This window comes from Microbacterium sp. Y355 (assembly GCF_059445345.1).
The window spans coordinates 1,294,061-1,319,778 of the sequence record NZ_JCAIUD010000001.1; the positions used below are offsets into that span (position 1 = coordinate 1,294,061).

Here is a 25,718-nt window from a genome sequence, read left to right on the forward strand (position 1 = left end):
AGCGCGTAGCGATGTCTGGAGTGGGCGTGGGGATCAGTCCGGGATGACCTCAGGGTCGTAACCGGCGTGGCGGAGCGTGTCGAGCGTCAGCTCGGTGTGCTCCGCCCCTCTTGTCTCAATGCTCAGCTGCAGGCTCACCTGGCTGATCTGCAGACCCTGTCCGTGCCTCGTGTGCATGACCTCCATCACGTTGGCACCTGCCTGCGAGACGAGCTCAGAGACACGCGCCAGCTGACCGGGGCGGTCGGGCAGCGGGATCCGGATGGTCAGGTAACGTCCGGATGCTGCCAGCCCGTGTGACACGACGCGCTGCAGCAGCAGCGGGTCGATGTTGCCTCCGGAGAGCACTGCCAGTGTCTTTCCGGTGCCGGAGACCTTCCCGGCAAGGATTGCGGCGACGCCGACGGCTCCTGCAGGCTCGGCGACGACCTTGGCCTGCTCGAGCAGGATGAGGATCGCCCGTGCGATGTCATCGTCGGTCACAGTGACGACCTCGTCGACGAGTTCCTTGATGATTTCGAAGGGCACGTCTCCTGGGCGCGCGACCAGGATGCCGTCTGCGATGGTCGGCTGTGTCACGATCTCGACCGGATGCCCCTCGGCGAGCGACAACGGCATCGCGGCCGCGTTCTCTGCCTGCACACCGATGATCCGCACCGTGCGGCCGATCTTCGCTGCCGCAGCCTTCGCCGCGGCAGCGACCCCGGCAATGAGGCCGCCCCCGCCGATGCCGACGAGGATCGTGTCGACATCAGGAGCATCCTCGATCAACTCGAGGCCGAGCGTACCCTGCCCGATCACGATGTCGCGATGGTCGAAGGGATGGATCATCACCGCGCCAGTGCGTTCGGCGAACTCCGCGGCAAGCCGCAGAGATGTCGCGACGGTTTCGCCCTCCAGCACTACCTCTGCACCGTAACCACGAGTCGCGAGCAGTTTCGGCACCGGTACGCCTAGCGGCATGAAGATCGTCGCCGCAATCCCGAGCGCCTGCGCCGCGAGCGCGACGCCCTGGGCATGGTTACCGGCGGATGCCGCGACCACACCCCGCGAGCGTTCTTCCTCGGTGAGCTGCGACAGTCGGTACGCAGCCCCTCGAATCTTGAACGAGCCGGTGCGCTGAAGATTCTCCATCTTCAGCACAACGGTTTCGCCGAGAATGTCGGACAGCGCTCTGGACGGCAGCGTCGGCGTGTGGGAAATCACTCCCGTCAGCCCCCGTGCGGCTTCTTCGAACTCGGCCAGGCTGGGGACTGCACTCATTTATTCCTCCGTCGCCGCTCCCGCGGCACTGTACTCCAGATCAGATCACCGGCAGGTTGCCTGCCGGTCTTCCACGAACCGCTACTCAGGGTCACAGCGACCACATTCACGAACGCGGCCAGCGGCACCGCAAACAGTGCGCCGGGGATGCCGGCGATCATCGATCCACCGGCCACCACGAGCACCACGGCAAGGGGATGGACCTTGACGGCAGTGCCCATCAGGATCGGCTGCAGCACGTGTCCTTCGAACTGCTGCACGCCGATGACGACGACGAGCATCCAGAAGGCGTTCCACGGGTCGTTGTAGACGAGTGCCAGGAACACCGCCACCGCACCGGTGGCCACCGCACCGACGATGGGAATGAATGCACCGAGGAAGACCAGCACAGCCACCGGAATCGCCAGCGGAACGCTCAGCAGGAACGCGCCTAGGCCGATTCCGATGGAGTCGATCGTCGCGACCAGCAGCTGTGTCTTCGCGTAGTTGACGACTGTCCCCCAGCCATTGCGTGCCGCGGCATCGACCGCCGGCCGCGCGTCTCGGGGGAACAGCTTCGTCGTCCACCGCCAGATGCCACCGCCGTCTGCGAGCAGGCAGACCAGAACGAAGGCGGTCAGCAGTGTGCCGACGACCACGTGCCCGGCTGTGGAGCCGATGGCGAGTGCGCCGGACCACAGCAGCTCAGCCTGCTCCTGAATGAGTGCGAAACCCTGGTCTATGTATCCCTGAATCTGATCTTCCGACAGGTTCAACGGACCGTTCATCAGGTACTGCCGAAACTCGTCGACGGCCCGCAGGGTGCTCTCCTGCACCGAGGGCCACTCGCGAGCGACCTGCCATCCGACCAGCCAGAGCAGTCCGGCAACGATTGCGAATGTTCCGAGAAGGGAGATGACGATCGCGAGCCAGCGAGGGAAGCGACTGCGCAGCATCAGGTCGAAGGCCGGCCAAAGCAGCGCCGTGATGAGGATGCCGATCAGCATCGGGATCACGAGGAGCTTCAGCTGAATGACCAACCAGATAATGACGCCGGATGCCGCGGCGATGAGCAGAAGACGCCAGGCGTAGCCGGCGGTGATCCGCAAGGCGAGAGGCACGGCGTTGTCTGCTTCTGTTGAGACCGTACGATCGGTCGGCATACGACCCCACAGAAGATCGCGCTTGCGAGGGCGCTGCTCATCTGTCATGTCGTCAGTCTAGTTGCGGTGCTGTGCTCGCTGCCACGGCTGGCGGCCGCGGTGTCCGAGCCGGGCGATACGCTGACCACGTGTCCGATACTCTCAGCGCCGCGCAGGCTCGTCGTGTCGCTCTGGCAGCCCAGGGCTTCACCCGGCGCCGCCCAACGACCGAAGTCACAGCGAGTCATGTGCACCGCACGATGCAGCGGCTCGGCGTGCTGCAGATCGACTCAGTGAACGTCTTCGCGCGCAGCCACTACCTCCCGTTGTTCTCGCGCCTTGGTTCCTACGACCCGGCGCTTCTTGACCGTGTCTTTCTCTCCCGCACCACCCATTACGTGGAGTACCTCGCCCATGAGGCGACGTTTGTGCCTGTCGAAGACTGGTCGCTCTGGCGCTTCAGGATGGAGGCGTTCCGCAAGCGCTGGGAAGCCGACCCTGAGTCGTGGATGAGCCAGAACCTCCGCACCATCGCCTGGGTGAAGGATGAGCTGCGCGACCGTGGGCCGCTGCGTCCGGCGCAGCTGCGAGCCGATGCACCTCGCGAGCGCGGCACCTGGTGGGACTGGGATGATGTGAAGCTCGCCCTCGAGCACCTCTGGCGCACGGGAGACGTCGCCATCAGCGGTCGCCGCGGGTTCGAGCGGCACTACGCCCTTGAAGAGCAGGTCATTCCCGCTGAGGTCCGCGAGCGCGTGGTTCCTCGTGACGACGCGATCCGCGAACTCGTCCGCCGTGCCGCACGATCCAACGGCGTCGCCAGCGAAGCCGATCTCGCCGACTATTACCGCATTCGCGATCGAAAAGCCGTGCGGCAGGCGGTCGACGAACTCGTCGATACCGGCGACCTTCAGCCTGTGCGGGTGCGGGGCTGGGAGCGAGGCGGACGTCCGGTGCCAGCGTGGTTGCATCAGGACGCTGTGCTTCCCCGTCGAGTGGATGCCGCGGCGATTCTGACTCCGTTCGACCCTGTGGTCTGGTTCCGGGAGCGGGCGCTGCGCGCCTTCGATCTTGACTACCGCATCGAGATCTACGTGCCGGCGCACAAGAGGCGCTACGGCTATTACTCATTGCCTGTGCTCGTCGGTGATCGCATCGTTGCACGCGTCGATCTCAAGGCCGATCGTGCATCGTCCACGCTGCAGGTGCAGTCCGCCTGGTGGGAGCCACAGGCAAGACCCAGTGACGCCGAGCCGATCGCGCGCGAGCTCACGCTGGCAGCGACATGGCAGGGATTGGAGAACGTGTCGGTATCGGGGTGGGGCGACGCTGCGGATGCCGTGGCCGGGGCGCTGCACGTCGAACGCGGCGGCGTGCGGCGCCACGTGCACGCGCGGGAGTCAGCGTGAGGCGGCGCACTATCTGGATCGTCGCAGGTGCGGCGGCAGTTGTCGTGGCCGTGACAGCACTGGTCTGGTTTCTCGCACCTCGCGGAAACAGCGCTGAAGACCAAGCCATCGCATACTTCCGCGCGCTCGCAGACGGCGACCTGGAGGCAGTGCAGGCCACCGGCGTCGAGGTGTCAGAAGAAGCGGCATCCGCCTTTCTCGCTGCGAGCGCGCGGATCAGTGAGGTAGCCCTCGAATCTTCGACTGAGCAGGAGTCATCGACACTCGTCACGGTCTCGCATGTGCTTGGCGACGAGCGGTTCGAGAGCCAGGTCGCGATGATCAACGAGGCCGGCAGGTGGACGCCGGATGCCATGTCCGCGCTGGGTGCCGTGCAATTCAACGTGCCGGTAGGCATCGACGACGCCGCAGCATCATCGGGTGCCACAGCGCCATCGGAGGCCACACTGACATCGGGGGCCGCAGTTTCGCTATTGCCGGCGGAGTATGAGTTCGCCGCGATTCCGACCAGGTTCTTGGACGCAGGCGCCACCGTGCAGGTACTGCCCGGGAGCACACAGAAGATCGAACTGGAGGTGGCTCTTCGTCCGGAAGCCACCGAGATCGCGCAGGCTCAGCTCGACGAGCATCTGACGGCCTGCACTGAGCCCGCAGCGGAGGTTCCGACATCCTGCGGCTTCGTCGTCCCGTGGGCTGCCGACTTCAGTTCGGTGAGCGAGATCAGCTACCGCATTGAAAAGGCGCCAGCCATCTCTCTCACGTTGACGTCGTTCTACGCAGGCGGCGGTGAGCTCGTCGCCACCGTCACCGGTACCGCGCTCGATGGTTCAGCGAAGTCGCTGACCTACCAAACCTTGAACTGGTCGCTGCGCGGTGACGTGACGTTCACCGCTGATGACATCGTGCTGTCGGTGTGGTGAAGGGGCGAAACTAGAACTGCACGCGCGGCGGCTCGGCGATCGCAGCACTGTCTGCAACCTCGAAGAACTCCCGCTCGTTGAAGCCGAGGCCGCGTGCGAACAGGTTGTTCGGGAAGACCTTGATCTTCGTGTTCAGCTCGCGCACGCCACCGTTGTAGAAGCGGCGGGCGGCCTGGATCTTGTCTTCGGTGTCGACAAGAGCATGCTGCACCTGAAGGAAGTTCTGGCTTGCCTGCAGCTGAGGGTATGCCTCGGCAACCGCGAACAGGCTCTTGAGCGCCTGCTGCAGGTGGCCTTCGGCAATGCCTGCCTCACCAGGGCTGCCTGCGGACAACGTCTCGGCACGGGCGCGCGTGACATTCTCGAACACGGCCTTCTCGTGTGAGGCGTATCCCTTGACCGTCTCGATGAGGTTCGGGATGAGATCGGCGCGTCGTTTGAGCTGCACCGTGATACCGCTCCATGCCTCGTCGACACGGACATTCAGTTGTACGAGGGAGTTGTACGTCGCCCAGAAGTAGACGCCGATGAGCACCAGTACTGCAACGACAATCAGAACCGGAATGAGCCATTCCATGGCGAGTAACCCCCTTGAGCCGAATTTCTTTTCATACTATCCACGCAGTCTGCGTGTGGACTGGGTGACGCGTCACGCGCCCAGAATTCGGTCGAGATATCGGTTCGCAAACCGGCGTTCGGGATCCATCCGATCGCGCAACTGCACGAAGTCGTCGAAGCGGGGATAGCGTTCACGCAACTGTTCAGCGTTCAGTGTGTGCAGCTTTCCCCAGTGTGGACGCCCGCCGTACTCGAGACAGATCAGCTCGACGGCTTCGAAATACTCCGTCGGGTCAGCCCGCCAGTATCTGTGCACTGCGATGTAGCCGCTGGCTCGATCGTGTGCGGTGGAAAGCCATCGATCATCCGCTGCGGCGAAACGCACTTCGACCGGGAACTCGATCTTCCATCCGCGCTGGGCGATCAACTCCTGCACTGCACGAAAAGCCGGAACGACGTTCTCCGCAGGCAGTGCGTACTCCATCTCTCGGAACCGTACCGTGCGGCTCTGCGTCAGGACGGTGTGGGAGCGGTCGGTGTACTCCCGGTTTCCGGTGAGCTTCACTGCCAGTCGGCTGAACGGCGGAGTGACCGCCGGAACCATCTGTCCCGCCGCGCACACCATCCGGTACACGCCGTTGGACAGCAGAGTCTCATCGATCCATCTGCCGACGCGCGGCAGCGGGTGCCGCGGAGTCGATTCCGGCAGACGCGTCTGACGCTTCGTCAGCGCGACATCGGTGTGGGGAAACCAGTAGAACTCGAAATGATCCGCCGACGCGACACGCTCATCCAACGTCGCCAGCACATCGTCGAGCGGTGCCGGCTCATCGATCGCATGCATCACGAAGGCCGGCCCACACTGCAGCGTCACGTCAACGAGGATGCCGAGCGCGCCGAGCCCCAGTGCCACCGCCGGAAGGAGTCCGGCGTTCTCATCCTCGCTGACGCGCAGGAAGTCACCGTCTGCAGTGATCAGGGTCGCAGCGACCACCTGGGTCGCGAGTCCCCCGAACTCGGCACCCGTGCCGTGCGTTCCAGTAGAGATCGCGCCTGAGATCGACTGGCGATCGACGTCTCCGAGGTTCTGCATGGCCAGCCCGTACGGCGCGAGCAGGCGTGGGATCCGGTGCAGCCGGGTGCCAGCGAGCAGGGTAACTCGCGAGCGATGCGTGTCGACCGAGACCAACCCCTGCAAGTCATCGAGTTCCAGCAGCACGCCGGGTGCCACGGCGATGCCGGTGAAGCTGTGCCCTGCGCCGACTGCCTTGATCGGCAGATTGTGCGCGATCGCCGCCTGCACGGCGCGCTGCACACCTTCCGGTGAGCGAGGGCGTTCGATGCGACCTGGTCGGACGCGGGCCGAGCGGGCCCAGTTCTGCCAGGTCCCGCCTGGTCGGGTCACAGAAAGGCCTTCCCTTCACCACGATAGGTGGGCAGTTCGTCGATCACGTCGGTGCCGGATACGAGATGGTACGCATTGATGCGCTCGGCTGGTTCGCCGCTCTTGGCGTGCCGGAACCAGACTCGATCGCCGATCTTCAGATCACGTGCTGCGCTGCCCTGCAACGGTGTCTGCACCTCACCCGCAGCCTCCCTGGGCAGCGTGCGCAGCCCTTCTGGCCAGACCGCCATCGGCTGTCGTGAGGCGACGGCGGGGCCGGAGGCAATCCATCCTCCGCCAAGCACCGTGGCGATGTTCTCCGAGGGTCGGCGCACAACGTCGAAGGCGAACGCGGTCGCCGGTGCCGGATGGAACGACCGGTAGCCGTCGAACAGATGCCCTCCGAGCAGACCGCTGCCTGCGGAGGCCTCGGTGACCGACTCATCGCTGCCGGTAAACTCCAGCGAGCCGGTACCCCCGCCGTTGAGGAACTCCAGCGGTGCGATCTCAGTGAGTGCATCCGCAATCTCGGCGCGGCGCCTGCGCAGCTCGTTGCGAGAGCGTGCCTGCACCACCCGGATGAGCGGTGCATCCGGACCGTTATCCCCCTGACCTGCGATCTGCGCCTCGTACATCTGCAGGCCGACCAGCTGAAAGCCGGGACGCCGCGTAATCAGCCGGGCGAAGCGGGCGACGTCAGCGGCGGTGAAAAGCGGCGATCGACGCACACCGATGTGCCCGAGCGCCGCCGATCGCCATGAAGCATCAGCATCGATGACAACGCGAATGGTTTCGCGCTGCCCCGCGGCAGCGATGTTGTCGATCAGGTCGAGATGGGCGACATCGTCGACCATCAGCGCGATACGGGATGCCGCGACCTCGTCATGCACAAGGCGCTCGAGCCCCGCACGATCGACCGTCGGATACCCGAGCACGATGTCATCGTGGGTCTCGGAGAGCCAGAGCGCCTCGGCGAGAGAGAAGGAGAGAATGCCTCGGTATCCCGGGATCCTCAGAACCGCGTCGAGCACACCGCGAACACGCACCGACTTCGATGCGACACGAATCGGGATGCCTCCCGAGCGCACCAGCAGATCCATCGCGTTGTGACGCAGCGCATCGACATCGATGACGGCAACGGGCGCAGCGAGGTGAGCGGTGGCATCCGTCAGTCTCGGCCACCAGCGGCCAGGATGCTCCCAGGAACGGGTGTCTGCGGACGTCGATGTCGCGGTGAGGTCGAGCACTCCCCCACCCTACGACGTCACGGGATCTCATGCGCAGATAGGCTGGTCAATGCACGCCCCCATATCCCAATGGCAGAGGAAGGCGACTTAAAATCGCTACAGTCTGGGTTCGAGTCCCAGTGGGGGCACCGGTAGCTCTTTTCAAACGAGAACACAGAATCCGCCCTTCCCACGTGCAGGGAAGGGCGGATTCTGTGTTTTCGAAGCTACGGTGTTTCGAAGTTACTTCGCGGCGGGAGCCTTCTTCGCCGGCGCAGCCTTCTCAGCTGTCGAGGCGGCGGCGTTGTCAGCGACGACCTTCTTGGCCGGGGCCTTCTTCACAGCAGGCTTCTTGGCGACAGGCGCCTCGGCTACGACAGGCTTGACCTCTGCAGCCTTGACCTCTGCAGCCTTGACCTCTGCAGCCTTGACCTCTGCAGCCTTGACCTCTGCAGCCTTGACCTCTGCGGGCTTGACCTCTGCAGGCTTCGCAACAGCTGCGGGCGCAGCATCCGCTGCAGGACGAGGACGCGAGGCAAACTCTTCGAAGAAGGCACGCGGCTCCTGAACCTTCTCAAGGTTCACGATGTCGCGATCGAGCCACAGGTTGTTCCACCAGCCCCAGAGCACGCGGAACTTGCGCTCCCACGTAGGCATTGCCAGGCCGTGGTAGCCACGGTGTGCGACCCAGGCAAGGAAACCCTTGAGCGCGAACTTCCCGGACTGGAAGACGCCGGTGCCGAGGCCGAGGCCTGCGACAGCGCCGAGGTTCTTGTGTACGTAGTTCACCGGCTCTTCGCCGCGAAGAACAGCGATGAGATTCTTCGCGAGGCGCTTGGCCTGGCGCACGGCGTGCTGTGCATTCGGGACGCAGAAGCCACCGACGCCGCCGCCGGTCAGATCGGGAACAGCCGAGACGTCACCAGCGGTCCACGCGCCTTCGACGACGTTGCCGTCAGCGTCGATGACGCGCAGCGTGGCCTCGGCACGGATGCGACCGCGCTCTTCGGTGGGCAGATCGCCAGCGCGCACCACCTGCGGGTTGGCCATGACACCGGCCGTCCACACGATGATGTCGCTCGGGATGACCTCGCCGGTGGAGAGCTGAACGTCGCCGCCGACGGCGCCGGTCACCTGGGTGTCCAGATGCACGTTGGCTCCGCGCTTGGCCAGGTCCTTGAGCACCCATTCGCTGGTCTGCTGCGAAACCTCGGGCATGATGCGACCCATGGCCTCGACGAGGTGGAAGTGCGTCTCCTCGAAGGAGAGCTGCGGGTAGCGCTTGAGAAGAGCAGATGAGAAGGAACGCAGCTCGGCGAATGTCTCGATACCGGCAAATCCACCACCGACGACGACGACGGTCAGCAGGCGCTCACGCTCGGGACCGGCCGGAAGGGCAGCGGCCTTGTCGAAGTTCGACAGCACCTTGTCTCGAACCCAGACGGCCTCTTCGATCGACTTCATGCCGATCGCGTTGTCGGCGATACCAGGGATCGGGAAGGTGCGAGAGACGGACCCTGCGGTGACCACGATCTGGTCGTACTCGAACTCGTACGCCTCGCCCACGGCGGGCGTGATGGTGGCGACCTTGTTCGCGTGATCGATCTTGGTGACCTTCGCAGCGATCACATTCGTGCGCTTGAGGTGGCGGCGCGTGGCAACCACCGCGTGCCGCGGTTCGATCGATCCCGCTGCGACCTCTGGAAGGAAGGGCAGGTAAGTCATGTACGGAAGCGGATCGACCATGGTCACTTCGGCTTCACGCTTGCGGAGCTGCTTCTCGAGCTTCCACGCTGTATAGAAACCCGCGTAGCCGCCACCGACGATCAGAATCTTGGGCACAGTGCTGTTCTCAGGCACAGAGGGATAACTCCTAGTCAGGCTGCTGGCGTGCGCTTATCGCGCGCCGATCGGATGAGCCGGGCAGCTGCGGTGACGCCTAGCCCTAGTAGAATACCAGGCACAGTGAGTGCAATCAGCGGCAGGGTACCGTATCGCAGTGATTCAGCACTCGGGAGTAGTGGAGAACCCGGCTCTGTGGGCGGCTCAGCCGCTGGCAACGCCTCGATCTGGACCGGTGTAATCTCCGGATCTGGCAGTGGTTCTGCATCCGCGCGGCGGAACAGCCGGATCCACTCCGCCAGGTCCCCCATCGGGTTGGCGTCCACGAGCGGCACGGATGCTGAGACCGCGGCAGATGCGTCCAGCAGCCCGTAGCCATAGTTCGGGTCCGGAACTTCCGTGATCTCTTCCACCTGGATCGCCGTCTTGATGATGCGGTTGATCACGTTGGCGGCATCCAATTCGGGGTGCGCAGCCCGGACCAGCGCGACCGCACCAGCCACGATCGGTGCGGCGCCACTCGTGCCGTCCCACCACGGCTTCAGAGTGCCGTCTGCGGAGATGCCGAGCAGTCCCTCGCTCGGCGCGGAGATGCCGATCGTGATGCCCTGAGTGGATGCCTCACGACTTGCGGTGCCGGTCTGATCGACACCGCCGACGGTGAGCACACCCGGAATGGTGGCGGGGGCGCCGACGACCGAGGTGCCGCTACCGCGGTTGCCTGCCGCGACCACGACGACGACGTCGTGGTCGTAGGCATACATGAACGCCTCGTCCCAACTCTTGTCCCAGTCCAACGTGTTCGTCGTGAAAGACATGTTGATGACGTCGGCGCCGTGGTCGACCGCCCAGCGGATGCCGTTCGCAACCTGTTCGACGAACGGCACGGCAGCTGCGTCGCCGAATCCCACCGAGACCGAGAGCAGATTCGCCTCGGGTGCGACGCCGATCATTCCGGTGCCGTCGCCTTTGCCTCGGCCAGCCGCGAGCGACGCGACCCAGGATCCGTGGTCGGGGTCTACGGCGCCGACGGGCGAGCGTCCATCTGGCGTACCGCTTCCGGACACGTCCGTACCGCCGACGACAGCTTCACCGAACGTGAGCGGCACCTTGCCGACGCCGGTGTCGATGATCGCGATCGTCACACCCTTGCCGCGCGTCGTATGCCAGGCCTCACGGATGCCGGCCCCGTCGAGCCAGTACTCCTTGGCGCGCACCGGGTCGGACGGATCGTCAGCGACAGGAGGTGGCGTTGCTGTTGGTGTCGGTGTCGGAGTCGCGGTCGTCGTCGGCGTCGGGCCTGGAGTCGGGGCGGCCGTGGCTCCGGTGAGCATGACGGATGCCGCCACCGCCGCAATCGCGACGGTGCCACGCAGCATCCGCATCAGCGTCATGTGATCGCAGCCCCTGGCTCATCACACTGGCAGCGCTCGGGAGACCACGAGGAACGCTCGAGCGCGGCATCACCGATCGGGTTCACTCCACGACCCGCGGCGAGCGCGTGTCCGGCCAGTGCATGCAGGCACTTCACGCGAGTGGGCATGCCACCGGCGGAGATGCCATCGATCTCGGGCACCTCACCGAACTGCGCACGATCTGCCTGATACGCCTCGTGCGCGGCGTGGTACGCGGCCGCGACAGACTCATCCTCGGCGAGGAGACTTGCGAGTTCAGGCATCACCAGTGTGGCCTCAAGCGTCGACATCGCGGCGGTCGCTGCCGGATGAGTCAGGTAATAGAACGTCGGAAACGGCGAGCCGTCTGGCAGACGCGGGCTGGTGGCGACGACGGTGGGGTTGCCGCAGACGCAGCGCGCAGCGATGCCGATGACGCCACGTGCCTGCCTGCCGAGCTGCGCTGATACGACGTCGATCTCGGCAGATGTGGGAGGGGCAAAAGGTGGTGTCGTCACGGTCCAAGCCTACGGGAGGTGATCCTGTGGAAACCCTACGGAGCCTCGCTGGCGGTCTGGGCAAGACCGGCCCCTGCGATCGTGCGCAGAAGCTGCGGCATCCAGTCGGCGGGCGTCTGCGTGAGCTCTTCGCTCACCGCTGCCTGTTCCTGCGGCAGGGCCGCCGGGTCGAGGTCATTGTCGACGAGGTAGACCACTTCCCCAGGCTTGACGTAATAGAGGCGCTCGCGCGCCTGAGTGGTGATGTATGCCGGATCTTCCCAGCGGTCGCGCTCCTGCTCGAGCGCATCGATCTCGTCGGCGCTCACCTGGACGGATGCTTCGAGGGCAGCGATCTTCTGTCGCTGATCGATGTAGGTGCCGAGTGTCGGTACGAGCACCCATGCGCCCAGCACAACGAGCGAGAGCATGATGACCATGAATCCCGACAAGCGGATGCCAGAAGCCCAATCCCGCACGTCGACCTGAGGTCGAGATGCCTGTGAACGAGGGCCCTGTGAACGAGGGACCTGTGATCGAGAAGAGGAAGCCGGACGTCTCGTCATGGCTCCCCCTTCTCGTCTCAGTTCTTCAGTCGCTCTGTGCTGTCAGTGTTCAGCCCTTGAAACGGGGGAACGCCGAACGGCCGGCGAACACCGCGGCCTCAGCGAGGTCTTCCTCGATGCGCAGAAGCTGATTGTACTTCGCGACGCGCTCGCTGCGCGCGGGCGCACCGGTCTTGATCTGACCGGCGTTGGTCGCGACGGCGAGGTCAGCAATGGTGGTGTCTTCGGTCTCGCCGGAGCGGTGCGAGAGCATCGCCGTGTAGCCGGAGCGCTGAGCGAGGCTGACCGCGTCGAACGTCTCGGTGAGCGTGCCGATCTGGTTGACCTTGACCAGCAGCGAGTTGGCAACGCCACGCTTGATGCCGTCGGCCAGACGTGCCGGGTTGGTGACGAACAGGTCGTCGCCAACGAGCTGCACCTTCGAGCCGAGGGCATCGGTGAGGAGTTTCCAGTTGTCCCAGTCGTCCTCCGCGAGTGCGTCTTCAATCGTGACGATCGGGAAGTCGTTGACCAGGCCGACGTAGTACTCGATCAGCTCGGGGCCGGTCCAGTCCTTGTTGTCGAGGCGGTAGACGCCGTCCTTGTAGAACTCGGTTGCTGCGACGTCAAGACCGAGGGCGATGTCCTTGCCCGGGGTGAAGCCGGCCTTTTCGATCGCCTTGATCAGGAAGTCCAGACCCTCGCGGTTGCTGGGCAGGTCGGGGGCGAAGCCGCCCTCGTCGCCGAGGCCAGTGGCGTAGCCAGCAGCCTTCAGCTCGCCGCGCAGCACGTGGTAGGTCTCCACGCCCCAGCGCAGCGACTCGGAGTAGCTCTCCGCGCCGATCGGTGCGAGGAAGAACTCCTGCATGTCGATGCCATTGTCAGCGTGCTCGCCACCGTTGATGACGTTGAACAGCGGCACAGGAAGAACGTGCGCGTTCGGGCCACCGAGGTAGCGGTACAGCGGAAGGTCGGCGCTGTCAGCGGCGGCCTTGGCAACAGCGAGGCTGACACCGAGGATGGAGTTTGCGCCGGTGCGCTGCTTGTTCTCGGTGCCGTCGACCTCGTTGAGGATTCCGTCGATGATGCGCTGTTCGCTTGCCTCAACGCCCTCGATGGCGGGCCCCAGCTCGTCAATGACGGCCTCGACGGCCTTCAGGACGCCCTTGCCGCCGTAACGGCTCTTGTCGCCGTCGCGGAGTTCGTACGCTTCGAATGCGCCGGTGGATGCGCCAGATGGGACGGCCGCGCGCTGGACGATGCCATCGTCAAGGAGCACCTCCACCTCGACGGTTGGGTTGCCGCGTGAATCCAGAATCTCGCGTGCGCCTACAGCCTCAATGAGTGCCACGTATGTGCTCCTTGCTCAGAGAAAAGGTGGTTGTGGAGCGTCGTCGATCCTTGTTCAGTCTAGTCCGAGGCATCCGTCCGTCACATGACGATTGCGAGTGCCACGCCATCCCAGCCCTTGATTCCGACCGTCTGAAGCGCTGTGGCGTCGAAGCGCGGATCCTCGCCCAGCATCTGCAGCGCCTCGCGCGTTCCGATGACGCGCGGATCGGCGCTGTCTGCACGCACGATCTCACCCTCGCGGCCGATGTTGTCGAGCACGACCACTGTGCCGGTGCGACCGAGACGCGCTGCCCAGTCGAGGTAGATGGTGTTTGATTCTTTGTCTGCGTCGATGAACACAAGATCGAACGGCTCGGATCCTTCGAGCGTGGGCAGCACGTCTGCCGCACGCCCGATTCGGATCGCGACGCGATCGCCGACGCCGGCCGCATCGATGCTGGCACGGGCGATCGCTGCGTTGCCAGACTCCGCCTCGATGCTCGTGACAGTTCCACCTTCACCGACGGCGCGTGCGAGCCAGATCGTGGAGTATCCGCCGAGTGTGCCGATTTCGAGCACACGGCGCGCACCGCTGATCCGGGCGATGAGGTTCAGCAGCTTGCCGCTGACCGGTGCGACTTCGATGTCGGGAAGACCGGCGGCGCGCTGCGCGGCGAGCGCCGCTTCCAGCGCTGGGTCGTGCCCGACCAGCACGTCAGAGAGGAACTCATCAGTCAGGCGCCAGTTCTCCGCGGTTGGTTCAGTCATGTGTCCCACCCAACCCCGGCATCCTGTCGCCGTCAAGGGCTCACACGGCTGATGTGAAATCTCGCTCAGGGCCCGATCGCACAGTGTCTGGTGACGTAGCCGTACAACGCCGCGCGTTGGGAATCGTCGGCGACGATCACGAACACACCGGTCCGCGGGGTGCCGGTGAGAATCGTGACTATCGCCGGGAAGCGCGTGCCGACCTTGTCTTCGGCGACCGCATGCGGGTCGCAGCGAGCGGGGACCACCCGAAGTTCGACCGTCTCCGACGTTCCCGGAGCGATCGTGACCTGCGGATTCCAGGCCGCCTCGCCTCCATCCGGCGCAAGCAGCACCGTGCCCTCGACGGACTCGATCACCACGGCATCCTCAGAATTCGCAGTGACGCGCACTTCGAGCACGGCACCCTCGTCATTTGCCTCGACCATCACTCCCTCAAGCGCAATAGTGGCCGTCTCGCTGAGTTGCTCCGAAAAACACGCGGCCTCGACATATGCGGAGACGAAGCCGAACGGATCGGTGACGTCGTAGACGGCGACCGCGTCACCATCGGATGTCGAGAACCTCAGCCGCGCCGTGCCACGCATCGACTCGACGTCTGCGTCGCAGTCGGGCGGAGGCACCTCGACGCGAAGAGCCCGTGCGGCTCCTGGCGGAATGTCGGTCGCCCGGTTCCATTCGGGGCTCGCTGCAAGCCGCGGGTCGATATAGGACGCTGACAGCACATGAATGGTCGCGCCGCCATCGTTCTGCACCCGCATCGCCACAAGCCCGCTGGCGATATCGGTCCGGCCCTGGACAAGTGAAACGCTCACTTCATCCGGCGCGTCGACCTCGGCAGGCAATGCGCACGCGCTGAGAAGCAACAACGGCGTCATAGCGCAGGCGACGAACCACCTGCATGATGCGGGGCGTGCCATGGCGACCTCCCTGAACCCGGTGTGACCAAAACTAGTCATCCAGAGGGCTCTGCGGAATGCCCCTCAGTCGCGTGGCGCCGAGAGCATGCGACCGACGGCACCGTCCAGTTCCGGCTGACGACGGAACTGCCCCGCGAGAACCAGCACGACCACGACGATCGCGCAGGTGATCCATCCGGCGACGCCAAGCGGACCCGCCAGTGCCATATCGAAGGTCGTACCGGCGGCGAAGAACAGCCCGATCATCGCCGCAGCAGCATTCATTGCCCCGTGCGCGAAGACCGCCGGCCACAGTGATGCCGAGCGCAGGCGCAGCCAGCCGAGCAGTACACCCCAGGCGACGCATCCAGCCATCATCAGCAGCACACCGGTGATGTCAAAACGGCCGAAGTTGTAGCCGAGCAGGATGACCGGCGAGTGCCACAGTCCCCACACCGCGCCGCTGATGAGCAGCGAGGGCCAGGTGCCGAGTGGGCGCAGCGCCGGAACGAGGAATCCACGCCAGCCGAGTTCTTCACCGAAAGCGAAGAAGGCATTGATCGTCGCGGCGGCGAACGGAATCGCGACGAGCTGGGAAAGGATGATGACGATCGCCGGCGGCGCCTCGACGCCGGCAGGAAGGCTCGCTGCTAGTTGCTCAGCAAAGCCGGAGAAGTGAATGAGGTCCAGCGTGACCCAGCCGCACAGAGCCGCGACGGCGATGCTCGCGACGATCACCACGACGGGTCCGAATAGTCCGAGCACCATCATCCAGACCACTCGCTTCGCGGGGCGTAGCGGCCAGATGCCCAGAAAGCGCAGCCGCTCCCCCTTCGGGATCGGGCGCAGCACGAGCATGACGATCAGCACCGCGATCGCCGGGGTGAACATCATCACCTGGATGAGGCCACCGGCCAGTGGGCTCGCGAGCCCACCATCGAGCCACAGCGGCAAGGCGACGAGCCAGGCGAGCCCCAGTGCAAGGACAACGAAGGCGATTGTGGCGATCGGGCGGATGCGAGTCATGAGCTTCCCTTGTTCATCGAAGATGTCGGTTCGGCGCGGAGAGTTTCGAGTACGGCAGCGGCCCGTGATGCCCCGTCGAGGGTGACGACGAACACGCGTCCGCTGGTTTGTGTGATCTGCAGGGCTTCGCCAACGCGCAGCACGATGCCGCGACGCCCGTCTAACCCCAGCCGCCATCCCCAGCCGCCGAACTCGCGGAACGGATCGACCTCGACTGTCTCGACCCTCTCGATGTCAGAGAGTGGGATCTGAGTGCGCGGCCAGCCCAGCAGTGAGCGTGCAGACAGACCGTGGCCGTTCACGCGCACGCGGAAGGTCAGGGTGCTGCTGACGAGTAGCGCGATCACGACCGTGGCGACACCATAGATCCACCAACCAGCGTCACCCTCGGCGATCAACATCGCGGCCCTGATGGCCAGGAACGCGACGGCGGCGAGGAGCACCACGACGCCGATCCGGCTCATGTTCGCTGTGCCGACCCAGGCGATCTTCTCCCCGCCAGCGAGAGGAATCCGCTCCGCAGCGGTTCCGTTCTGCGCGGCTGGGTGGGGCGCCTTCGGCTGAAAGAACCAACCCAGCGCTGTGAAGCCGACGAGCACGACGAATCCGAGCACGATCCACAAGCCGATGCCGGGAGCGTCTGCAGCATCCGACAGTCCGCGCTGCACTCCGACGCTCACCACCGAAAGCAGCGAGATCATGCCTGCGGTGCCGAGGTTCACCCCACCGAGAAATCTCGCCGTGGGCGACCAAGGTTGCGTGCGCGGAGGTCCGCTCGACGGAAGGCGATGGGAGAACAGTGCCATTGCCGCGAAAAGTACGATCATGCCGCCGCCGATACCGATGGGCATCACGAGGTAGGTCCACCCTGGGCCGAACCCATCGACACCATCGGTGCCCCAATGCGTAGCCGCCGGCTCGGGGATCTGCGGAAGCCATGTGGCGATCACTACCGTGGCCAGGAGGATGAGCGCCAGCGGCACGATCACTCCGACCCAAAGGAAGGCGGCGCGGGCTTTGCGGACGTCGTCAATCATGCGGGAGTCTCCTTGATGAGAGCGGCAAGAGTGGTCGGTGAAACCCCGAGGGCTGCGGCGCGGGATACGAGGGCCGTGATGTCGTGCGACAGTTCGGCGAGCGGACCGGCGGATGCCGAGATGACAGCGCCCCTCCCCCGACGAAGATCCACGAGCCCCTCATCGCGTAACTGCTGGTACGCGCGCAACACGGTGTGCAGGTTGATCTCGAGCGCCTCAGCAACCTCACGGGCTGCAGGTAGTCGATCTCCTGGGGCGAGGCGCCCGGCGACGATATCCGTGCGCACGGATGCGGCGACCTGGTCAAAAAGTGGTCGGGAGCTCTCAACGTCGATCTTGATCAGCATCGTTCTCCCTTCCATCCGAACTTATACTAATTCTAGTTCAACTAGAACAACTGTCACAACCCTCCATCTACTTTGTCGCGCCGTGCGCTCTCCGCCACACTGGCGAGATGAAGATCACTCCCCGACGCCTTGCGACCGGAATGAGCCTGTGGGCTCCGAACTTCTTCAGCGGCATCCGCATCCGCCGCTTCAGTCACGACTGGACACACGCCACCGTCGAACTGCACGTGAACCTCATCACCCGCAACTTCGTGAAGACCGCGTTCGGCGGGTCGATGTCGGCAATGACCGACCCGTACTTCTTCATGCTCGTGATGCACCAGCTCGGCCGTAATTACGTCGTGTGGGATACCCGCGGCGAAATCGAGTTCATCAAGCCGGGACGCGGAGTGTTGACCGCGCATTTTCACGTTTCGCAAGAGAAAGCTGCCGAGCTCCGCGAGCGCGCCAAGGGCGGCGCGAAGGTTCTGGAGTGGTTCGAGACCGTGATCACCGACCGCGACGGCGATGTCGTGGCCAAGGTACGCCGTGAGGTATACATCCGCGAGAAGAAGCGCGTCACCGCGGCTCGCCAGAGTTGAGCACCAGCCGTTCACCGCTGCATGTCACGATGACCGGATGGAACTCGCTCGTCGCCTGACACTCACCGATGCCGTCGCCATTGGCCTCGGCTCGATGATCGGTGCGGGTGTCTTCTCAGTGTGGGGCCCGGCGATCGAGGTCGCCGGTTCCGGACTGCTCGCAGCACTCGCGATCGCCGCGGTCGTCGCATACTGCAACGCCGCCTCCTCGGCCCAGCTGGCCGCGGTGCATCCGGTCGCGGGAGGCACCTACGCGTACGCCCGCGCGGAGATCGGCCCCTGGTGGGGCTTTATTGCTGGCTGGTGTTTCATCATCGGCAAGGTCGCAAGCTGCGCCGCAATGGCGATGACGTTCGCCGCCTACGCCGCCCCCGAAGGATGGCAGATCCCGGTCGCGATCATCGCCGTCGCGGCGCTCGCCACCGTGAATTGCTTCGGCGTCACACGCACGGCTCTTCTCACCCGCATCCTGGTCGTCGCCTCGCTATTGGGTCTGACCATCGTCGCGGCAGCGGGATTCACGGCCGTGCCCTCCGCCGTACCTGCGCCTCTGCCAGATGTCACCCTCTACGGCGTGCTGCAGGGCGCGGGCCTGTTGTTCTTCGCGTTCGCCGGCTACGCCCGCATAGCGACAATGGGCGAAGAAGTGACCAATCCCGCCCGGAACATTCCGCGAGCTATCGCGATTGCCCTCTCCGGAGCTCTGATCGTCTATGTCCTGATCGCGATCGTCGTGGTCCTCACGCTCGGTGCGGATGCGACGACGAGCGCCGCACCGCTAGCGGCTGTCGTGGATTCCGCCGGCTGGTCTGCCATGGCGCCTGTCGTGCGCGTGGCAGCGGCTGCGGCATCCCTCGGCGCACTACTGGCTTTGCTCACCGGAATTGGGCGGACGACGCTGGCGATGGCCAGAGAGTCTGATCTGCCCCGCTTCCTCGCCATCGTCCACCCCCGCTGGCAGGTGCCGTATCGCGCAGAGATCGTCATCGCCCTGATCGTCATCGGGATCGTGCTCGTCGCGGACCTTCGGGGTGCGATCGGATTCTCTTCGTTCGGTGTGCTGCTGTACTACCTGATTGCCAATGCCTCGGCGTTCCGGCAGCAGCGCGCGGCGCGCCGCTATCCGCGATTCATTCCGGTCATCGGCGCGCTTGGCTGCCTCGTGCTGGTGAACACTCTGCCTGTTGTGGCGTCGCTCGTCGGCACGGCAGTGGTGATCATCGGGGTGCTGTACCGGATGCTTCGTATCAGGGCACTGCGGAGCCGAGCCAGCTCGGGTCACCGACAAGCGCCGTGAACTCTTCGAGCAGACGCGCGGTGTGAAACCCATCGGCGGCGGCGTGATTCATTTGAATCGCCAGTGGCAGGAACGTGCGGCCGTCGTGCTCGAAATAGCGGCCGAGCGTGAATATCGGCAGGAGGTGGTTCGACCCGCCGTCGATCTGCAACGAGAAGCCGGTGAACTGCGTCCACGGGAGGCTCGACACGTCGAAAGTGTTCGCCGGCGCATCTCCCTGCGGAAAGAAACTCGTCGCGCTTCTGTGCGTCTCCAGCAGCGGCGCGGCCACGTCGTGGAACCGCCCGAAGTCGGTGTCGAACGCCGACCACACACACGCGAACGTCTCCCGCTCCGCATTGAACACGGTGAACGCCGGATGCAGCACCTCCCAAATCGCGGGCTTCCCATCATCGGTGAGCGTCATCCGGAACTCGGCGTGCCTGTTGACAATCGCAGCGAGCGCCCAGACCTGCGCAATGTAAGTCTTCCGCTCACTGTCGCGCAGCGCGGCCACCATTTCTGTCACGTCGACTTCGACCGTCACCGCGTAGGTGCACGGCACTCGATCGCGATAGTGCTCGAAGTGCTCGCGTCGCGGCCACGTCGCGAGGTCAATCGGGTGCGCGATGTTCACTGGGCCATCCCCTGTCCGTCCGCCTGCGGCCCGGCGGATCTCCAGATTAAACCAGGACGCACGGTGATGATTTCGGTGTGCTTTCACGCCAATGAGGCCGCCCGGTTCGAACCTCCTCAGGATTCGCCGCCATGCTCGTGCTCCTCCGCACTGCGGTACGCATGCGGCGCGATTCCCAGCACCGTTCGAAAGTCGTTCGTCAGGTGAGCGTGGTCGGCGTAACCGAGCTCAGCCGCGATCCTCGACAGGTCGGTTTCCGGCTGCTCCCGCACGCGCTCGGCCGCCTCTTGCAGCCGCCGTCGCCTGATCATCGCTGCCGGCGGCAGGCCGACATGCCGATGGGCGAGGCGTTGCAGGGTGCGCACAGATATCGATAGCCGCACCGCGGCTTCCTCGGCCCGGGTGATCGTGGACTCGGCCATCAGCAGGATGGACATCTCATTGGCCTGGCGAGCGACCGTACCAATTTCTCCGACGCGCTCGACGAGCCAGGCCGCGTATGCCGCCGCCGCGTGAGCTCGGCTCGCGCTCCCGCCCTCGTCCATTGCCTGCGATACAGCACCGTGCAGATCAGGTGCATCGAAGCCTGTCGAGTTGTCACGGAGTGCGGATGGGTCATCGATGAGTGCAGCGACGGATGCCGGCTTCAGCAGTGCTCCGACGGCCCACCCGCGACCGGTCAGATCGCGATGCGATGCGCGGGTCGATGCTCCAGTGAGCTCGACACCGTCAGGATCCACGACGAGGTTGAGTGCGGGATAGGCAACGACGTGCTGGCGCGATGTGCGCCCCGGTTCGATGTTCCACTCCGGAATCCAGAACCATTCGACAAGCTCAGCAGCCTCCGCCGGCGGCAGCAACCGGTGAAACTCCGGCATCCGCGCCGGATACAGAATTCCCCGCCAAGCATCGATCACTCTCTGACGATAGTCATTGCACCCGACATCGTGTCGCGATTCTCCAAGCGCAGCACAGGCCATGCTCCGTAGCGTGAAGTCATGAACACGACATCAGGCCTCACCGGCACTCACACCACGCACGGACGCCCGAACAACGCGACTTCTCTGACTCCCTTTCTCGCGATCCAAGGAGCCGCCGAAGCGGTCGAGTTCTATCGCAATGTCTTCGGCGCAACGGTCATCGACATCACAGAGATGGGCGGAGTCGTCGTCCACGCGGATATCGACTTCGGGCTCGGGCTGCTCCAGATCGGCGAGCCCAACGCGGACTACAAGCTCGTGCCGCCTCCTGCCGGTGACGACGACTGCTATTCGCTCGGCCTCTACGTCACCGATGTCGACGCCGTCCTCGAGCGCGCTGTGGCCGCTGGCGCTCAGGTGCGTGAACCGGTATCTGACTTCGTCTCCGGCGATCGCTTCGCGAGCATCCGCGATCCGTTCGGCGTGCGCTGGTCACTGATGAGTCGCGTCGAGGACTTGTCTCCGGCCGAGAGCGCAAGACGCGTCGAGGAATGGGCAGCGTCGTTCAGCTCGGGAGAAGCACCTTCTGAAGATGCCGCGGCTGAGACTCCAGCGCCATGACCACCGCCGGCAGCAGTGCCTCGGCCGTACGGCGATAGCCGGCGGCACTGGGGTGGAAGCGGTCAAGGCTGAACATCTCCTCGGACTGCTCGCGAAAGGCGGGTCCCACCGCCTCACGCAGGTCGACCGGCACCGCACCCGTACGCCACGCGACTTTCGTCTGTTCGAGAGCGAGGCGTCGCGACATCCGTGACAGCAGCGCGCGCAACGGCTGCGGCACGGGCTGCAGGGTGCCGAGGTCAGGGCAGGTGCCGATCACGACCGAGGTACCCGATGCCTGAAGTCGCAGGATCGCCTGCTCCAGGCACTCGCCGGCAGCGCCGGGCGGAATCAGGTGCGTGACGTCGTTGCCGCCGACGACGATCACCGCCACGTCAGCGCGGTAGTCGTCAGGGAGGGAGTCAAGCTGGCTGGCGAGCGCCGATGATTCCGAGCCGACCACAGCGGCGGTGCGCAGCCGCACTGGGCGCTGCATCCGCTTGGCTGTGGCCTTTGCGATCCGGCCACCGAGGGTCTCTTTTCGGTGCTTGGCGCCGAGCCCTGCCGCCAGCGAGTCACCAAGCAGCAATAGCTCCACCGGCCGCCCGCTCAGCGCGCGCGTCCATAACCGATCCGCATCCAGGGAGTCCTCGCCGAGCGGCTTGCCGATGCGCCGACGCGCAATCGCGGCTTGGCGGGTGAGCAGTGCGCCGCCCCCGAGCGCGACGGCAGCGAAGGCTGCTCCCGCGACGAGGGCAGCGCGGACCCGAGTCATGACCCCATTGGATCGCGCGCCCGTGAACACAGCGTGAACGTCGGCACACCTGTCGGTGGATTTCCACGGATGCCGGTCAGAACACCCGGATTTCGACAGACAGGTGCGATTGTCGGCCGACAGGTGTACTCGGTCGACAGAATTGCTCAGCTCAGCGGCTTGATCTCCAGCGTGCCCGGCTCGGCGCCTGCGGAAACTGCAACGAACGCCGTGTAGCCGTCTGCCGCAGAGCGTTCGAGCAAAGCCTTGAAGTTCTTCACCCGGCGCTCCAGGCGCACGCGGACACCCTGCCCGATGAACTCGGCCTTGTGCGCGATGAGTTCGGAGACCGGAACGTCAGCATCGTGCACGAGCACAACCGCACGCGCAGCGTCGCCGGCCTCTTCGGCGACGAGATCGACGAGTCGCTCGAACCCGAGGGAGAAGCCGACCGCAGAGACCTGCTGTCCAAGGAATCGACCGATCATGCCGTCATAGCGCCCGCCGCCGCCAAGCGAGTAGTCGACGGACGGGTGCGCAAGCTCGAAGATCGTACCCGTGTAGTAGCCCATGCCTCGGACAAGGAAAGGATCGAACGTCAACGGGATGTCGCCTTCGATCGCCCGACCTGCCGCAGCAGCCTCACCAATACCGACCAGGTGCGCGACGATCTCGTCCGGCGCGTGCTCCGGTAGCGCCTTGCGGATCTGCCGTTCACCGTACGGGTTGTACTCCATGGTCTGCGGGCGATTCAAGAACGCTTCGAAGGCGTCAACAGCGGCGGCATCCGATCCCCGTTCCCGCAACTCTTTCGCAACGCCAGCCGGGCCGATCTTGTCGAGCTTGTCGATCGTGATCAGCACACCCGGGCGCTCTGGCGCGGTGAAGCCGAAGGTGTCAAGCATCCAATCGAGCACGCGGCGATCATTGATCCGCACCGTCGCGCCCTCCAGGCCCAGCGCGTCGACGGCGTCGAGCGAGGCAACCATCAACTCAGCCTCAGCTCGTGAGGAGTCATCGCCAATGATGTCGATGTCGCACTGCATGAACTGGCGATAGCGACCCTTCTGGGGGCGCTCTGCACGCCAGACCGGGCCGATCTGAATCGCCCGGAAGACCCCGGGCAGCTGGGCGCGGTTGCTCGCATAGAAGCGAGCGAGCGGAACCGTCAGGTCATACCGGAGTCCGAGATCAGCGAGCGCCGCAGGATCATCGGCTGCAGCGCTGATCGCCTCGGCATCCAGCCCTCGGCGGAGGACGTTGTATGCCAGCTTCTCGTTGTCGCCACCAATGCCCGCGTGTAGACGCGAGTATTCCTCCAGCGCCGGCGTCTCGATCTCATCAAAGCCATGAGCGCGGTAGCGCGTACGGATGACGGAGAGCACACGCTCACGGCGGGCCTTGTCGGCGGGGAGGATGTCGCGCATGCCGCGCGGCGGGTTCACAGTAGCCACGTGTCTATCTTTCCAGGTCTTCAGCCGACCTCGACCGCGCGGACCTCTGTCTCCAGCAACCGCAGTCGCTCGCGAAGAGCACGCTCGGCATCCCAGCCGTTGGCTCGGGCGTGCGTGACCAGTGCGAGCAGCGCATCGCCGAGTTCGGCTTCGGATGCGGGCACGGCCCCTTCGACAGGCTCCGTCGTCGGAAGCACAGGGGCGGCACGGCCCACGAGCTTCTGGGCGAGCGCGAGTGCCGGCATTCCACGCGGCACGCCGTCCAACACACTCTGCCGCGAGCGCTTCTCGGCGGCCTTGGCCGCATTCCAGTGCACCAAAACCTCTTCCGGCGTGTTCGCGACCGCGTCGGCGAACACGTGAGGGTGCCTGCGCACCATCTTCTCGGTGAGAGTATCTGCGACGTCGTCGATGTCGAACGGATCGTCCGGATCTTGAGCGGCGATCGCCGCATGGAACAGCACCTGCCAGAGCAGATCACCGAGTTCTTCACGCAGGTCTGCGCGAGTGCCGTTCTCCACAGCATCGATGACCTCGTGCGATTCTTCGATCAGGTACGGCACAAGGTCACGGTGTGTGATCTGCTGCGACCACACGCACCGCTCCCGTACTGCCCGCATGGTTTCGGCCGCTTCACGCAGCGCGTCAGGATTCTCGGCCATCGTTCCCCCTCAGAACTCTCAGGAACTCGCGGCCGTCACTCGGCGATGCCACGCGGCGCGCGAGGACACGATGACCGCCGACAGCAGCAGCGCGATCAGCGAGCCGACGAGCACACCGAGAATCGCCTGGTCCTTGGTACTCGCATCGTTCGCAAACGCGAGGTTAGCCAGCAGCAGCGAGACGGTGAATCCGATACCGCCCAGAGTTCCTGCCGCGACCAGATCCAAGACCTGCAGCTCAGATTTGCGGCCCCGGGAGCCGATCCGGATCGCGATCCAGCCGAACAGGGTGATACCGATGATCTTGCCGACCGGAAGTGCCACTGCGATCCCGAAGAACGCCGGTGAAAGCTCCGACGGCGCGAGGGCTGGAATCACGACGAACGCCGCAGCGAAAGCGAAAATCGGCAGGATCGCACCATTCACCCAGGGGTCAAGAACGTAACGAGTGGGCATCGCCGGCGACTGCGCCATAGCGAGCCCCAGCATCACCCCGGCGATGGTGGCGTGGATGCCGGAGAGAAGAACGAGCCCCCACACCAACACACCCACGATGACCATCGCCACCACGACGATCCAAGATCGCTCGGTCGGAAGCATCCTCGATAGCACCGCGAAGAGTGCCACACCGATCACCGCGAGCAGGAGGTACAGCCAGTTCAGGTCGTGTGCGAAGAGCACCGCGATGAAAATGATGCCAATGATGTCGTCGAGGATGGCAAGCGCGAGAAGGAAGACACGCACGGCCGGCGGCAGCCCCTTGCCGAACACCGCGAGCACTCCGAGGGCGAAGGCGATATCGGTCGCCGTCGGAATCGGCCAGCCCGACGCCGTCTGCTCGCCGCCAGCGATCATCAGGTAGATGCCGATTGGGACGAGCACGCCGCCGGCGGCAGCGATCGCCGGCTGCAGGGCCTTCTGGAAGGAGTTCAGCTCACCGCGGGTCAGTTCGTACTGCAGCTCCATGGCGACGACGAAGAAGAAGATCGCGAGCAGGCCGTCTGAGATCCAGTGCGCCACAGACAGATCAATCCCGACCCCGGGGATCGCGATGTGAAACCCGAGCACAGCATCGATCGGGCCGAAAGTCGGCAGGTTCGCAAGAAGCAGCCCGAGCGCAGCGGCAACGAGCAGAAGCACCGCGGGAAACTGCTGGGTGCGCAGAAGGTTTCTCGATTCAGACATCTCCCCCATGCTATGCCCGCCGCTCGCGCCTTTTCGGGCAGTCACGTGGTCAGGAACGCACCTCGCCCGGGGATAACCTCG

At 64.9% G+C, this 25,718-nt stretch carries 26 protein-coding genes and 1 tRNA gene; 6 read left to right on the forward strand and 21 right to left on the reverse strand.

Annotated features, from left to right (window positions below; all coding sequences use genetic code 11):
- Positions 1-33: 33 nt before the first annotated feature.
- Together ilvA and AC1C2O_RS06405 are read right to left on the reverse strand one after the other, a co-directional pair.
- Positions 34-1,263 (reverse strand): threonine ammonia-lyase, encoded by a 1,230-nt coding sequence (gene ilvA / locus AC1C2O_RS06400; protein WP_495429596.1) that lies wholly within the window; start codon positions 1,261-1,263, stop codon positions 34-36.
- Positions 1,260-2,453 carry an AI-2E family transporter gene (locus AC1C2O_RS06405; protein ID WP_495429597.1) on the reverse strand — a complete coding sequence of 398 codons (1,194 nt, stop codon included), beginning with the start codon at positions 2,451-2,453 and terminating at the stop codon, positions 1,260-1,262. The genes ilvA and AC1C2O_RS06405 overlap by 4 nt, the downstream gene beginning before the upstream one ends.
- Positions 2,454-2,533: 80 nt before the next feature.
- On the opposite strand from AC1C2O_RS06405, the gene AC1C2O_RS06410 reads away from it, so the two are divergent.
- Entirely contained in the window at positions 2,534-3,793 is a 1,260-nt protein-coding gene (locus AC1C2O_RS06410) for a winged helix-turn-helix domain-containing protein (protein ID WP_495429598.1), read from the forward strand.
- Positions 3,790-4,713 carry a hypothetical protein gene (locus tag AC1C2O_RS06415; RefSeq protein ID WP_495429599.1) on the forward strand — a complete coding sequence of 308 codons (924 nt, stop codon included), beginning with the start codon at positions 3,790-3,792 and terminating at the stop codon, positions 4,711-4,713. Before AC1C2O_RS06410 ends, AC1C2O_RS06415 begins: the two co-directional genes overlap by 4 nt.
- A gap of 10 nt (positions 4,714-4,723) precedes the next feature.
- Here AC1C2O_RS06415 and AC1C2O_RS06420 read toward each other — a convergent pair whose 3' ends face one another.
- From AC1C2O_RS06420 to AC1C2O_RS06430, 3 genes are all read right to left on the reverse strand, one after another.
- The gene (locus AC1C2O_RS06420) at positions 4,724-5,290 is read right to left on the reverse strand and encodes a LemA family protein (RefSeq protein ID WP_495429600.1); all 567 of its coding nucleotides are present in this window, start codon (positions 5,288-5,290) and stop codon (positions 4,724-4,726) included.
- Positions 5,291-5,362: 72 nt separating this feature from the next.
- Entirely contained in the window at positions 5,363-6,676 is a 1,314-nt protein-coding gene (locus tag AC1C2O_RS06425) for a D-arabinono-1,4-lactone oxidase (protein ID WP_495429601.1), read from the reverse strand.
- Entirely contained in the window at positions 6,673-7,902 is a 1,230-nt protein-coding gene (locus tag AC1C2O_RS06430) for an alanine racemase (protein ID WP_495429602.1), read from the reverse strand. The genes AC1C2O_RS06425 and AC1C2O_RS06430 overlap by 4 nt, the downstream gene beginning before the upstream one ends.
- 55 nt (positions 7,903-7,957) lie before the next feature.
- Between AC1C2O_RS06430 and AC1C2O_RS06435 the strand changes: the two genes are divergently transcribed.
- A tRNA-Leu gene (locus AC1C2O_RS06435) sits at positions 7,958-8,030 on the forward strand.
- A 94-nt stretch (positions 8,031-8,124) separates the two neighbouring features.
- Here the strand turns inward: AC1C2O_RS06435 and AC1C2O_RS06440 are convergent.
- From AC1C2O_RS06440 to AC1C2O_RS06485, 10 genes are all read right to left on the reverse strand, one after another.
- Complete coding sequence (locus AC1C2O_RS06440; RefSeq protein WP_495431695.1) at positions 8,125-9,723, reverse strand: FAD-dependent oxidoreductase; 1,599 nt, start codon at positions 9,721-9,723, stop codon at positions 8,125-8,127.
- Between the two features lie 35 nt (positions 9,724-9,758).
- Positions 9,759-11,108, reverse strand: coding sequence for a S8 family serine peptidase (locus AC1C2O_RS06445; protein WP_495431696.1), 1,350 nt, complete (start codon positions 11,106-11,108; stop codon positions 9,759-9,761).
- Between the two features lie 5 nt (positions 11,109-11,113).
- The gene (locus AC1C2O_RS06450) at positions 11,114-11,635 is read right to left on the reverse strand and encodes a DUF501 domain-containing protein (RefSeq protein WP_495429603.1); all 522 of its coding nucleotides are present in this window, start codon (positions 11,633-11,635) and stop codon (positions 11,114-11,116) included.
- 35 nt (positions 11,636-11,670) lie between these two features.
- A complete protein-coding gene (locus AC1C2O_RS06455) occupies positions 11,671-12,054 on the reverse strand; it encodes an FtsB family cell division protein (RefSeq protein WP_495429604.1) in 384 nt (127 codons plus the stop codon).
- 175 nt (positions 12,055-12,229) lie between these two features.
- A complete protein-coding gene (eno, locus tag AC1C2O_RS06460) occupies positions 12,230-13,510 on the reverse strand; it encodes a phosphopyruvate hydratase (RefSeq protein ID WP_495429605.1) in 1,281 nt (426 codons plus the stop codon).
- 80 nt (positions 13,511-13,590) lie between these two features.
- Positions 13,591-14,259 (reverse strand): O-methyltransferase, encoded by a 669-nt coding sequence (locus tag AC1C2O_RS06465; RefSeq protein WP_495429606.1) that lies wholly within the window; start codon positions 14,257-14,259, stop codon positions 13,591-13,593.
- Between the two features lie 65 nt (positions 14,260-14,324).
- A complete protein-coding gene (locus AC1C2O_RS06470) occupies positions 14,325-15,179 on the reverse strand; it encodes a hypothetical protein (protein ID WP_495429607.1) in 855 nt (284 codons plus the stop codon).
- Between the two features lie 63 nt (positions 15,180-15,242).
- The gene (locus tag AC1C2O_RS06475; RefSeq protein ID WP_495429608.1) at positions 15,243-16,184 is read right to left on the reverse strand and encodes a CPBP family intramembrane glutamic endopeptidase; all 942 of its coding nucleotides are present in this window, start codon (positions 16,182-16,184) and stop codon (positions 15,243-15,245) included.
- Positions 16,181-17,221: a DUF1648 domain-containing protein gene (locus tag AC1C2O_RS06480; RefSeq protein WP_495429609.1), complete on the reverse strand. Its 1,041-nt coding sequence runs from the start codon at positions 17,219-17,221 to the stop codon at positions 16,181-16,183. The genes AC1C2O_RS06475 and AC1C2O_RS06480 overlap by 4 nt, the downstream gene beginning before the upstream one ends.
- Complete coding sequence (locus tag AC1C2O_RS06485) at positions 17,218-17,568, reverse strand: GntR family transcriptional regulator (protein WP_495429610.1); 351 nt, start codon at positions 17,566-17,568, stop codon at positions 17,218-17,220. Before AC1C2O_RS06485 ends, AC1C2O_RS06480 begins: the two co-directional genes overlap by 4 nt.
- Before the next feature lie 107 nt (positions 17,569-17,675).
- On the opposite strand from AC1C2O_RS06485, the gene AC1C2O_RS06490 reads away from it, so the two are divergent.
- On the forward strand, positions 17,676-18,149 hold the full coding sequence (locus AC1C2O_RS06490; RefSeq protein ID WP_495429611.1) for a DUF4442 domain-containing protein: 474 nt from the start codon (positions 17,676-17,678) through the stop codon (positions 18,147-18,149).
- Between the two features lie 37 nt (positions 18,150-18,186).
- The gene (locus tag AC1C2O_RS06495; protein WP_495429612.1) at positions 18,187-19,446 is read left to right on the forward strand and encodes an APC family permease; all 1,260 of its coding nucleotides are present in this window, start codon (positions 18,187-18,189) and stop codon (positions 19,444-19,446) included.
- Here AC1C2O_RS06495 and AC1C2O_RS06500 read toward each other — a convergent pair.
- Together AC1C2O_RS06500 and AC1C2O_RS06505 are read right to left on the reverse strand one after the other, a co-directional pair.
- Complete coding sequence (locus tag AC1C2O_RS06500) at positions 19,397-20,062, reverse strand: CatA-like O-acetyltransferase (protein WP_495429613.1); 666 nt, start codon at positions 20,060-20,062, stop codon at positions 19,397-19,399. The two genes, AC1C2O_RS06495 and AC1C2O_RS06500, sit on opposite strands and share 50 nt — an antisense overlap.
- A 116-nt stretch (positions 20,063-20,178) precedes the next feature.
- A complete protein-coding gene (locus AC1C2O_RS06505) occupies positions 20,179-20,979 on the reverse strand; it encodes an AraC family transcriptional regulator (protein WP_495429614.1) in 801 nt (266 codons plus the stop codon).
- A gap of 81 nt (positions 20,980-21,060) precedes the next feature.
- On the opposite strand from AC1C2O_RS06505, the gene AC1C2O_RS06510 reads away from it, so the two are divergent.
- Positions 21,061-21,603, forward strand: coding sequence for a VOC family protein (locus AC1C2O_RS06510; protein WP_495429615.1), 543 nt, complete (start codon positions 21,061-21,063; stop codon positions 21,601-21,603).
- On the opposite strand, the gene AC1C2O_RS06515 is transcribed toward AC1C2O_RS06510, so the two are convergent.
- From AC1C2O_RS06515 to nhaA, 4 genes are all read right to left on the reverse strand, one after another.
- Positions 21,548-22,357, reverse strand: coding sequence for an SGNH/GDSL hydrolase family protein (locus AC1C2O_RS06515; protein ID WP_495429616.1), 810 nt, complete (start codon positions 22,355-22,357; stop codon positions 21,548-21,550). The two genes, AC1C2O_RS06510 and AC1C2O_RS06515, sit on opposite strands and share 56 nt — an antisense overlap.
- Positions 22,358-22,503: 146 nt before the next feature.
- Positions 22,504-23,763, reverse strand: coding sequence for a histidine--tRNA ligase (gene hisS, locus AC1C2O_RS06520; protein ID WP_495431697.1), 1,260 nt, complete (start codon positions 23,761-23,763; stop codon positions 22,504-22,506).
- A gap of 47 nt (positions 23,764-23,810) precedes the next feature.
- Positions 23,811-24,452, reverse strand: coding sequence for a MazG nucleotide pyrophosphohydrolase domain-containing protein (locus AC1C2O_RS06525; RefSeq protein ID WP_495429617.1), 642 nt, complete (start codon positions 24,450-24,452; stop codon positions 23,811-23,813).
- Between the two features lie 18 nt (positions 24,453-24,470).
- A complete protein-coding gene (gene nhaA, locus AC1C2O_RS06530; protein ID WP_495429618.1) occupies positions 24,471-25,637 on the reverse strand; it encodes a Na+/H+ antiporter NhaA in 1,167 nt (388 codons plus the stop codon).
- Between the last annotated feature and the right edge of the window lie 81 nt (positions 25,638-25,718).

What these genes read in the sequence shown, in the direction of transcription:
- AC1C2O_RS06465 (WP_495429606.1), bottom strand. Translation starts at nt 14,259, where the DNA reads ATGACTGAACCAACCGCGGAGAACTGGCGCCTGACTGATGAGTTCCTC.
- nhaA (WP_495429618.1), bottom strand. Translation starts at nt 25,637, where the DNA reads ATGTCTGAATCGAGAAACCTTCTGCGCACCCAGCAGTTTCCCGCGGTG.
- AC1C2O_RS06490 (WP_495429611.1), top strand. Translation starts at nt 17,676, where the DNA reads ATGAAGATCACTCCCCGACGCCTTGCGACCGGAATGAGCCTGTGGGCT.
- AC1C2O_RS06455 (WP_495429604.1), bottom strand. Translation starts at nt 12,054, where the DNA reads ATGGTCATCATGCTCTCGCTCGTTGTGCTGGGCGCATGGGTGCTCGTA.
- AC1C2O_RS06495 (WP_495429612.1), top strand. Translation starts at nt 18,187, where the DNA reads ATGGAACTCGCTCGTCGCCTGACACTCACCGATGCCGTCGCCATTGGC.
- AC1C2O_RS06525 (WP_495429617.1), bottom strand. Translation starts at nt 24,452, where the DNA reads ATGGCCGAGAATCCTGACGCGCTGCGTGAAGCGGCCGAAACCATGCGG.
- AC1C2O_RS06475 (WP_495429608.1), bottom strand. Translation starts at nt 16,184, where the DNA reads ATGACTCGCATCCGCCCGATCGCCACAATCGCCTTCGTTGTCCTTGCA.
- ilvA (WP_495429596.1), bottom strand. Translation starts at nt 1,263, where the DNA reads ATGAGTGCAGTCCCCAGCCTGGCCGAGTTCGAAGAAGCCGCACGGGGG.
- AC1C2O_RS06515 (WP_495429616.1), bottom strand. Translation starts at nt 22,357, where the DNA reads ATGACTCGGGTCCGCGCTGCCCTCGTCGCGGGAGCAGCCTTCGCTGCC.
- AC1C2O_RS06480 (WP_495429609.1), bottom strand. Translation starts at nt 17,221, where the DNA reads ATGATTGACGACGTCCGCAAAGCCCGCGCCGCCTTCCTTTGGGTCGGA.
- hisS (WP_495431697.1), bottom strand. Translation starts at nt 23,763, where the DNA reads ATGCGCGACATCCTCCCCGCCGACAAGGCCCGCCGTGAGCGTGTGCTC.
- AC1C2O_RS06485 (WP_495429610.1), bottom strand. Translation starts at nt 17,568, where the DNA reads ATGCTGATCAAGATCGACGTTGAGAGCTCCCGACCACTTTTTGACCAG.
- AC1C2O_RS06510 (WP_495429615.1), top strand. Translation starts at nt 21,061, where the DNA reads ATGAACACGACATCAGGCCTCACCGGCACTCACACCACGCACGGACGC.
- AC1C2O_RS06405 (WP_495429597.1), bottom strand. Translation starts at nt 2,453, where the DNA reads ATGACAGATGAGCAGCGCCCTCGCAAGCGCGATCTTCTGTGGGGTCGT.
- AC1C2O_RS06420 (WP_495429600.1), bottom strand. Translation starts at nt 5,290, where the DNA reads ATGGAATGGCTCATTCCGGTTCTGATTGTCGTTGCAGTACTGGTGCTC.
- AC1C2O_RS06470 (WP_495429607.1), bottom strand. Translation starts at nt 15,179, where the DNA reads ATGGCACGCCCCGCATCATGCAGGTGGTTCGTCGCCTGCGCTATGACG.
- AC1C2O_RS06445 (WP_495431696.1), bottom strand. Translation starts at nt 11,108, where the DNA reads ATGCGGATGCTGCGTGGCACCGTCGCGATTGCGGCGGTGGCGGCATCC.